Source organism: Actinomyces sp. (genome assembly GCF_030524025.1).
Classification (GTDB): domain Bacteria; phylum Actinomycetota; class Actinomycetes; order Actinomycetales; family Actinomycetaceae; genus Actinomyces.
On the sequence record NZ_JAUNHI010000024.1, the window covers coordinates 26,554 to 34,477 of the forward strand.

Annotated in this window: 6 protein-coding genes; 4 read left to right on the plus strand and 2 right to left on the minus strand. The window is 72.4% G+C overall.

The features are described 5' to 3' along the window. Positions 1–129: 129 nt before the first annotated feature. On the minus strand, positions 130–375 hold the full coding sequence (locus Q4C85_RS09175; protein WP_303141475.1) for an RNA-binding S4 domain-containing protein: 246 nt from the start codon (positions 373–375) through the stop codon (positions 130–132). A gap of 231 nt (positions 376–606) precedes the next feature. On the opposite strand from Q4C85_RS09175, the gene Q4C85_RS09180 reads away from it, so the two are divergent. The 3 genes from Q4C85_RS09180 (at position 607) to hisD (ending at position 4,857) form a co-directional block, all read left to right on the plus strand. Further along, complete coding sequence (locus Q4C85_RS09180; RefSeq protein WP_303141476.1) at positions 607–2,871, plus strand: right-handed parallel beta-helix repeat-containing protein; 2,265 nt, start codon at positions 607–609, stop codon at positions 2,869–2,871. Between the two features lie 170 nt (positions 2,872–3,041). Then, the gene (locus Q4C85_RS09185) at positions 3,042–3,443 is read left to right on the plus strand and encodes a hypothetical protein (RefSeq protein ID WP_303141486.1); all 402 of its coding nucleotides are present in this window, start codon (positions 3,042–3,044) and stop codon (positions 3,441–3,443) included. Between the two features lie 70 nt (positions 3,444–3,513). Continuing rightward, positions 3,514–4,857 carry a histidinol dehydrogenase gene (hisD, locus tag Q4C85_RS09190; protein WP_303141477.1) on the plus strand — a complete coding sequence of 448 codons (1,344 nt, stop codon included), beginning with the start codon at positions 3,514–3,516 and terminating at the stop codon, positions 4,855–4,857. Between the two features lie 12 nt (positions 4,858–4,869). Here hisD and Q4C85_RS09195 read toward each other — a convergent pair whose 3' ends face one another. After that, positions 4,870–7,146: an ATP-dependent DNA helicase RecQ gene (locus tag Q4C85_RS09195; protein ID WP_303141479.1), complete on the minus strand. Its 2,277-nt coding sequence runs from the start codon at positions 7,144–7,146 to the stop codon at positions 4,870–4,872. Between the two features lie 201 nt (positions 7,147–7,347). Between Q4C85_RS09195 and Q4C85_RS09200 the strand changes: the two genes are divergently transcribed. Continuing rightward, on the plus strand, positions 7,348–7,924 hold a 577-nt coding region (locus tag Q4C85_RS09200; RefSeq protein ID WP_303141481.1), incomplete at its 3' end, for a MarR family winged helix-turn-helix transcriptional regulator.

Sequence of the window (7,924 nt, forward strand, 5' to 3'; positions counted from 1 at the left end):
ACCTGCGGACCAGCGCCTCTGGGTATCATATGTCCCGATCTCGGCAGGTGGGGGCGGGGTCTCAGCCCCGGGCTCGTGCGCCCAGGCCGGTGCCTCCCACCCGCCCCGGGGATCCATCATCGGGGCGAATCACGCCTCCGTTCCGCCGACCACCGCCCCGGCGGTCCCAGCGGGCAGCTCGACCTCGACGACGTCCCCGGGCGACAGGCGGTGGCCGCGGCGGTTCTCCACGCGTCCGTTGACCGTCACATCACCGGCCTGGACGGCGATCCGGGCCTCGGCGCCGTCCTCGACGAGATCGGCGAGCTTGAGGAACTGCCCGAGCTTGATCTGCCCGTCGACGGGTACGGACCGGTAGGGCTGTGCGGTGCTCATGGGCGCGATCCTCTCCGATTCGCTCCGATCCTTCCAGGTCAGGCTCGACTTTCCGCCCGGGCCGGCTGCGCGCCCGTCCCGGGCGGGCGCCCCCGTCGCGTGATCAGGACGCCGCCGGGCCGGGGCGGATGTGATCAATCCTGCGTTAACGGCGTCGACGAGGCAGTCGAGGACCGGCGTCGATCACGGTACGGTGACCGTGACCCTGCTCCCGGATTAACGGAAGAACGTATGCGCCGTCTCATCGCGATAGCCGCAGTCGCTATCACCGCCATCGCGCTCCCGCTGACCGCCTCCACGGCACTGGCCGAGCCTGATGGAGGAGCCCTCTACGTCTCGGCCTCGGCAGCGCAGGGGGGTGATGGAAGCGCAGCACGGCCCTTTGCCACGATCACCGATGCCGTCGCAGCGGCCAGTGACGGGACCACGATCGAGGTGGCTGACGGGACGTACCGCGAGGGTGAGATCTACGTCGGCAAGGACGTGACGATCCGCGCCGCGGACGGCGCCTCCCCCGTCTTGTCGGGAGCGCAGGTGCCCACATCCTGGTCCGCATCGGGCTCGGGCACCTGGTCGACATCGGCCGACATGGTCCGGTTCTGCACGGTGTGCACGACCAATGCCGACCCCTCGGTGGAGGGCATGGCCGCCCACCCCGAGCAGGTCTTCGTCGACGGCAAGCCCCTGACCCAGGTCGCCACGCGGGCCGAGGTGACTGAGTCGACCTTCTACGTCGAGGACCCCGACCCGATCACGCTCAAGAGCCCGGGCAACAACACCGCCGGCTACAACGTCAAGCCGCACCGCGGGACCTCCTACGTCATCGGGGTCGACCCCTCCCAGCACACCGTCGAGGTCACCCAGCACTCGCGCGCCCTGTCCCTGGCCGGCAACGGTGTGACGCTGTCGGGCATGACCGTCGAGAAGTACGCCCCGGTCCAGCGCTGGGACTACAACGACCCTGAGATCTCGACCGCCACCGGAGGGGCGATGGTCGTGGCCTCGGGCGACGACGTCGAGCTGTCGGGCAACACCTTCCGCCACTCCTCGGCCGGGACCGCCATGGTGGTCTCCCAGGCCAGCCGCGTGACGGTGACGGGCAACAGCTTCGTGTCCAACGGCGGTGTGGGTGCCGGCGTCGACGACTCCTCCGACGTGGTCATCGAGAACAACTACTGGACCGATAACAACACCGCGGGCTTCACGACCTCGGCGTGCACGGCCTACTGCTCGATGGCGGACCTCAAGACAACCCACTCGCAGAACATCCGCTACGCCTACAACACGGTCGACTACTCGGCGGTGGCCACGGACCACTCCGAGGTCGAGTCCTTCGAGACCAACCGGATGGTCGGGGCCTGGTTCGACGAGGGGACGATCGACTCCGAGATCATCGCATCGAGCTTCGTCAACACGCCGGTGGCGATCTTCAACGAGGTGTCGCGCAACAACGTCATCGCCTCCAACCTCATCGAGGGCGCCAACATCGGCATCCAGATCTCCGGCTCGGAGAGCACCCAGGTGTGGAACAACACGGTCACCCATGCGCTGACCTCGATCGTCGTCCAGGAGGACGGGCGCAGTGACGGCTGCATGGCGCACGCCGCGGACGGCACCTGCCACGTCGTCGAGAGCTGGTCGGCCTCCCAGGGCCTGACCTGGGACACCGGCGGGACGACCATCTACAACAACATCCTGTCCTCGGAGCAGACGATCGCCGAGGGCGACTACTGGAAGTACTCCGCCATGGTGCAGGTCACCGGCGGTGAGGACACCAACGGCTCCGGAGGCGTCTACGCCAACCAGATGATCGCCGCCATCGACTACAACGTGTACTACCGCGAGCCGACGTCCAACCCGTCGACGACGGTCCTGTGGCAGTACGGGGCCGACCGGGCGGGCCAGACCGTCAACGCCCCGACCCTGGCCGACTTCTCCGCCAGCCCACACGTCCAGGCCGAGGGCCGGGAGAGCAACGGGCTGGACCTGTCGGGCACGCGGCAGACCAACCCGGTGCTCGTGAGCGAGTCGGCCGATCCCACCGCCTGGAAGACCTCCGACCTGCATGCCGCCGACGGCGGCCCGGGGGACGGGACCGGTGCGGCGCTTCCCGCCGACGTGGCCGAGGTGCTGGGGCTGAGTTCGGGCGGCGCTGTTGACCGCGGCGCCCTGGTCAACGTCGCCTGGCAGACCGACGCTGCCACCCCGGCTGCGGCGGCTGCAGCCGCCCCGGCCGCCCAGGAGGCACAGGCCGCCGAGGCCCAGAGCACGCCGAGTGACGGCGCCACCCTCCTGGATGGCTCCGAGGACGGCGGAGCCGTTCAGGCCGGGGCCGCCCAGGCGCCGGCCGGCTCCTGGGTCGACCCGTCGCAGGAACAGGATGTGGCGCGCAGGATCCAGGCGGCCACCGTTGTCGAACGCGCCATGATGGGGCTGGGTGCGCTGGCCACCCTCCTTCTCGGTCTGCTCATCGTGCGCCGGGTGTGGTTCGTCTGAGGCTCCATGACCGCGCCGCCCGCTGCGCGAGCCGCGGGCACCTGCACTGAGCAGGTGCCCCGGCGGTGAACCCGGAGCGTGCGACAGGGGAGGACGGGGCAGGCGTCCCGTCCTCCCCGTCCTGTGGTCTTACGCTCGTCGTGGGAGAGCGGTACCCGGTGGGGGAGCGGATGCACACCCTGACACCGCGCCTGGCCCGCGCCGCCCTGTTGGCGCGTCTCGCGCTGATTGATGCTGCCTCCCACGGCGAGGTCCTCACCTACGGCGAGCTGAGCGAGGCGATCGGCGGGACCGTCCTGCCCCGGCACATGGGGCCGCTGCTGCACATGGTCGGCCACGACTGCGCCGGGCGCGGGGAGCCCTCGCTGCCCGCGCTCGTCGTGTCGGCCGGCACCGGGGAGGTGGGCACTCCCGACTCCAGCTGGGCCCCGCCGGAGCGCCGGGCCTGCTGGCGCTTCTGGGCTTGTCCGGTGCAGTCTCAGGGCCCCGGGCGACCGGAAGCCGGGCCGGCGACGGGCCGTGGGTCGGTTCCCAAAAAGGACAGCCCGGGGGCGAGGGTGACCAGGGGCTAGCAGTGCGTTGCATGACCGCCGTGGCACACGCCCGCAGCCTACGCCACCGACCCGCGGGTAGGCTCAGCCCATGCTGACCCGCATCGACCTGCGCGACACCGACCTGACCTCTCATGAGCTCGCCGAGGAACTGCCCCGGGCCCCGCTCGACGTCGCGGCCGCCCTGGACCAGGTCGTCCCGCTCATCGACGACGTGCGCCGACGGGGCGCGGCGGCGCTGCGCGAGGCCTCCGAGCGCTTTGACGGCGTGCGCCCCGAGCACCTGCGCGTCCCCGAGGAGGCCATCGCCGACGCCCTGACGGGCCTCGACCCGGCCGTGCGCGAGGGCCTGGAGCTGTCCATCGCGCACAACCGGGTGGGACACACCGCCCAGCTGCCCACGGAGGTCGACACCGAGATCGTGCCGGGCGGCCACATCCTCCAACGGTGGGTGCCGGTGCGCCGGGTGGGGCTCTATGTCCCGGGGGGACTGGCCGTCTACCCGAGCTCGGTGGTCATGAACGCCGTGGCCGCCCAGGTCGCGGGCGTCGACCGCATCGCCCTGGCCAGCCCGCCGCAGGCCGCCTTCGGGGGCCTGCCCCACCCCACGATCCTGGCGGCCTGCGCGCTGCTGGGCGTCACGGAGGTCTACGCCGTCGGCGGTGCCCAGGCCATCGCAATGCTCGCCCACGGTGCGGCGGCCCAGACCGACACCGACCGGCGGGACGCCGGCGGGCCGGTGCTGTGTGAGCCGGTCGACGTCATCACCGGCCCGGGCAACGTCTACGTGGCCGCCGCCAAGCGCGCCGTGCGCGGAGTGGTCGGCATCGATGCCGAGGCGGGCCCCACCGAGATCGCGGTGCTGGCGGATGCGGGCGCCGACCCCGAGCTCGTCGCCGCCGACCTGCTGTCCCAAGCCGAGCACGACCCCAGCGCCGGGAGCGTGCTCATCACCGACTCCGTTGAGCTGGCCGATGCCGTCGACGCGGCCCTGGAGCGGCGGCTGGCGGTGACCCGGCACGCCGAGCGGGCCGCCACCGCCCTGGCCGGGCCCCAGTCGGGGGTTGTCATCGTGCGCGACCGCGACCACGGGGTCCAGGTCGCCGACGCCTACGCCGCCGAGCACCTCGAGATCCACACCGATGACGCGCCGGACCTGGCCCGACGCGTCCGCAACGCCGGTGCGGTCTTCGTGGGGCCCTACAGCCCGGTGCCCCTGGGGGACTACCTGGCCGGCTCCAACCACGTCCTGCCCACCGGGGGCACCGCGCGGTTCACCGCGGGGCTCAGCGTCATGGCCTACCTCAAGCCCGTCCAGGTCGTCGAGTACGACGCCGCGGCCCTGGCCGCGGTGGCCCGGCCGCTGACCGCGCTGGCCGAGTGCGAGGACCTGCCCGCCCACGGGGAGGCGGTCCGCGCCCGTCTGGAGCGCTGAGCCGCCGGCGGCTCAGCGCTGGGCCAGGACGAAGGGGTGGACCGAGGCCGCGCCGGCCCGCCGGAGCAGGGCCGCCGCGACTGTCAGCGTCCAGCCCGAGTCCGTCCAGTCGTCCACGAGCACGACGCGGGCTCCCTGGAGCCCGGCCAGGGCGTCGCGGCTCCACCCGTCCAGGGACAGGGAGCGGGCCACATCGGCGAGCCTGAAGGCACTGGAGACATCGTGACGTCCCGGCTCCCCGGCCACGCCGACCACGCCCAGGGGCCGTGCCGCGAGCCGGTGGGCCACGGCCCGGCCGAGCTGGCGCACGAGGCCCGGGCGGCGTCGGGACTCGACGACGACCACCACGAGGCCCGCCCCCTCGAGGTCCTGTCCGGCCGGCGCTCCGACGCCCTCGGCGTCGATCTGGGAGCCCAGCCGGTCGGCGACCTCGAGCACCGGATCCCGCAGCCCCGCGGGCACCTCGGTGTCCGAGCCCTGGTCGAGCACGGCGCGCAGGGCCGTCGAGACGCCCAGCCCGTCCAGGCGCCCGACCGCTATGCCGCGGGCGGCGCGCTCGGCGTCATCGATGCGTCCGCTCAGCGCGGGAAGCCCGAGTCGGCTCATCCCCACGGGCCACTGCCGGCGCGGCTCGAGGGCGACCCCCACGCGCGAGAGGGCCTCGACGGCAGCGGTCACCTCCTGGGCGTCGGGGGCGTCGGGCACGACGAGTCCTCCGCACAGGTCGCACCCCCCGCAGCGCCAGCCCGGTGGCATCTGCGGGTCGTCGAGGGCGGCGCGCAGGAATGCCATCCTGCACTGGGGGGCGCGCAGGTCCTCGTAGCGCTCCATGGCCTCCTGCTCGACCCTCCTGGCGGCCTCGACGCGCCGGTAGCGCTCGGCGTCGTAGACCCAGGGCCGACCGGTCGCCTCCCAGCCACCGCGCACGCGCCGCACGGCGCCGTCGACGTCGAGCACCTTGAGCATCGACTCCAGGCGCGTGCGGCGCAGGCTCGTCGCCGTCTCCAGCACGGCGCTGGACAGGGGGCCCTGGCCCCGGGCGTCCTCCAGGGCTGCGAGGACCTCGCGCACCTGCGCCTCGGCGGGAAAGCCCTGCGAGCCGAACCAGTCCCAGATCGCCCTGTCCTCGGCGCCCGGGAGCAGGACGACCTCGGCGCGCTCGACCCCGCGACCGGCGCGGCCGACCTGCTGGTAGTAGGACACCGGTGAGGAGGGGGCGCCCATGTGGATGACGAACCGGAGGTCGGGCTTGTCGAAGCCCATGCCCAGGGCGCTGGTGGCCACCAGCGCCCGGATCCGGTTGTCCTTGAGGTCGGCCTCCAGCCGCTCGCGCTCGGCGGCGTCGGTCTGACCGGTGTAGGCGGCCACCTCCAGGCCGGCCTCGCGCAGCCGCTGGGTGACCTCCCCCGCCGCCGACACGGTCAGGCAGTAGACGATCCCCGACCCATCGGCCCGGCGCAGGTAGTCGGTGAGCCAGGCCAGTCGGGCGGCGGGGCTGTCGAGGCGACGCACCGCCAGATGCAGGGACTCCCGGTCCAGGGAGCCCCTGAGGACGAGGACCTCGGGGGAGCCAAGGCCCGCCGGGCCCAGCTGCTCGGCGACGTCCGCGGTCACCCGGGCGTTGGCCGTGGCGGTCGTGGCCAGGACCGGGGTCGATGGGTCGAGGCCCTCCAGGAGTGTGCGGATGCGCCGGTAGTCGGGCCGGAAGTCGTGCCCCCAGTCCGACACGCAGTGGGCCTCGTCGATGACGACCAGGCCGGCGCCCGCGGCCAGGTGGGGCAGGACCTCCTCGCGGAAGACCGGGTTGTTGAGCCGCTCGGGGGACACGAGCAGGACATCGATCTGGCCGGCGCGGACCTGGGCCTCGATGGACTCCCACTGCGTGACGTTGGCGGAGTTCATCGTCGTCGCCCGGATGCCCGCCCGCTGCGCCGCGGCCACCTGGTCGCGCATGAGGGCCAGCAGCGGGGAGATGATGACCGTGGGGCCGGCACCCGTGCGTGCTCCGGGGGCCGGGGCGGGGCTGCCCGGCCTCCACGCCCCCCAGCCCTCGCGCAGCAGGACGGTGGCCACGAAGTAGACCGCTGACTTGCCCCAACCGGTGCGCTGGACAACCAGTGCCCGTCGGCCGTGGGCGACGAGCGCCTCGACAGCGGTCCACTGGTCCGGGCGCAGGCGCGCCCCGGGTGCCGCGACCAGCTGCTCCAGGACGGACTCGGCGCGTCGGCGAAGGGGGGAGTCGATGGTCGACGAGCTCATGGGGCCCACCGTATCCCCTGGTGACCACATGCCCGGGCACCTTTGTGGCCCATGTATCAGAAGGTACCTGACGAATCTCGTTGACAGGTTCGTGAAGGTGCCTGTAACTTCTGGGGCACAAGATGTGACAGGTACCAGTAACACCAGTGGTGAGGGCGCCGTCACGACAGTGAGGCCCATGAGATCCATGAGACATATGAGATCCATGAGACACACAGGAAGGACTCGACCATGGACACCATCCACGTCGACATCCACGAACGCCTCCGCCGCCTGGGGCAGCTCCTGCGCCGGCGACGCGCCGAGGCGCACCACCACCACGGCCCGCTTGCCGACACGACCCGCGGCCGCGGCAGGGTGCTGGCCGCTCTGCGCATGCAGAGCCCGATCCCCACCCGCGAGCTCGCCTTCATCCTCGACATCCGTCAGCAGTCGCTCAACGAGCTCCTCAAGAAGCTCGAGGCCGACGGCCTGGTCGAGCGCACCCCCAGCCGGGAGGACAGGCGCGTCATGCTCGTGTCGCTCACGCAGGCGGGCAGCCAGGCCCCGTTGGGGCAGGAGGGGGCCGACCCCCTGTCGGTCCTCAGCCAGGAGGAGGCCCAGGCCCTCGCCGCCCTGCTTGACAAGTTGATCGCCTCCCTGGAGGAGGAGCTGGGCGTCGACTCCGACGAGGTCCTCGAGGCCTGGCAGCAGGGCGCCCGTCGTCGCATGGGCGAGGAGCGCTTCGAGGCCATCATGCGTATGCGCGAGCACGGTTTCGCGCCCGATCACGGTCACCGTCATGATCACGTGCACGACCATTGCCACG

Coding starts and splice junctions, on each gene's coding strand:
- Q4C85_RS09195 (WP_303141479.1), bottom strand. CDS start 7,146: ATGTGGTCACCAGGGGATACGGTGGGCCCCATGAGCTCGTCGACCATC.
- hisD (WP_303141477.1), top strand. CDS start 3,514: ATGCTGACCCGCATCGACCTGCGCGACACCGACCTGACCTCTCATGAG.
- Q4C85_RS09185 (WP_303141486.1), top strand. CDS start 3,042: ATGCACACCCTGACACCGCGCCTGGCCCGCGCCGCCCTGTTGGCGCGT.
- Q4C85_RS09180 (WP_303141476.1), top strand. CDS start 607: ATGCGCCGTCTCATCGCGATAGCCGCAGTCGCTATCACCGCCATCGCG.
- Q4C85_RS09175 (WP_303141475.1), bottom strand. CDS start 375: ATGAGCACCGCACAGCCCTACCGGTCCGTACCCGTCGACGGGCAGATC.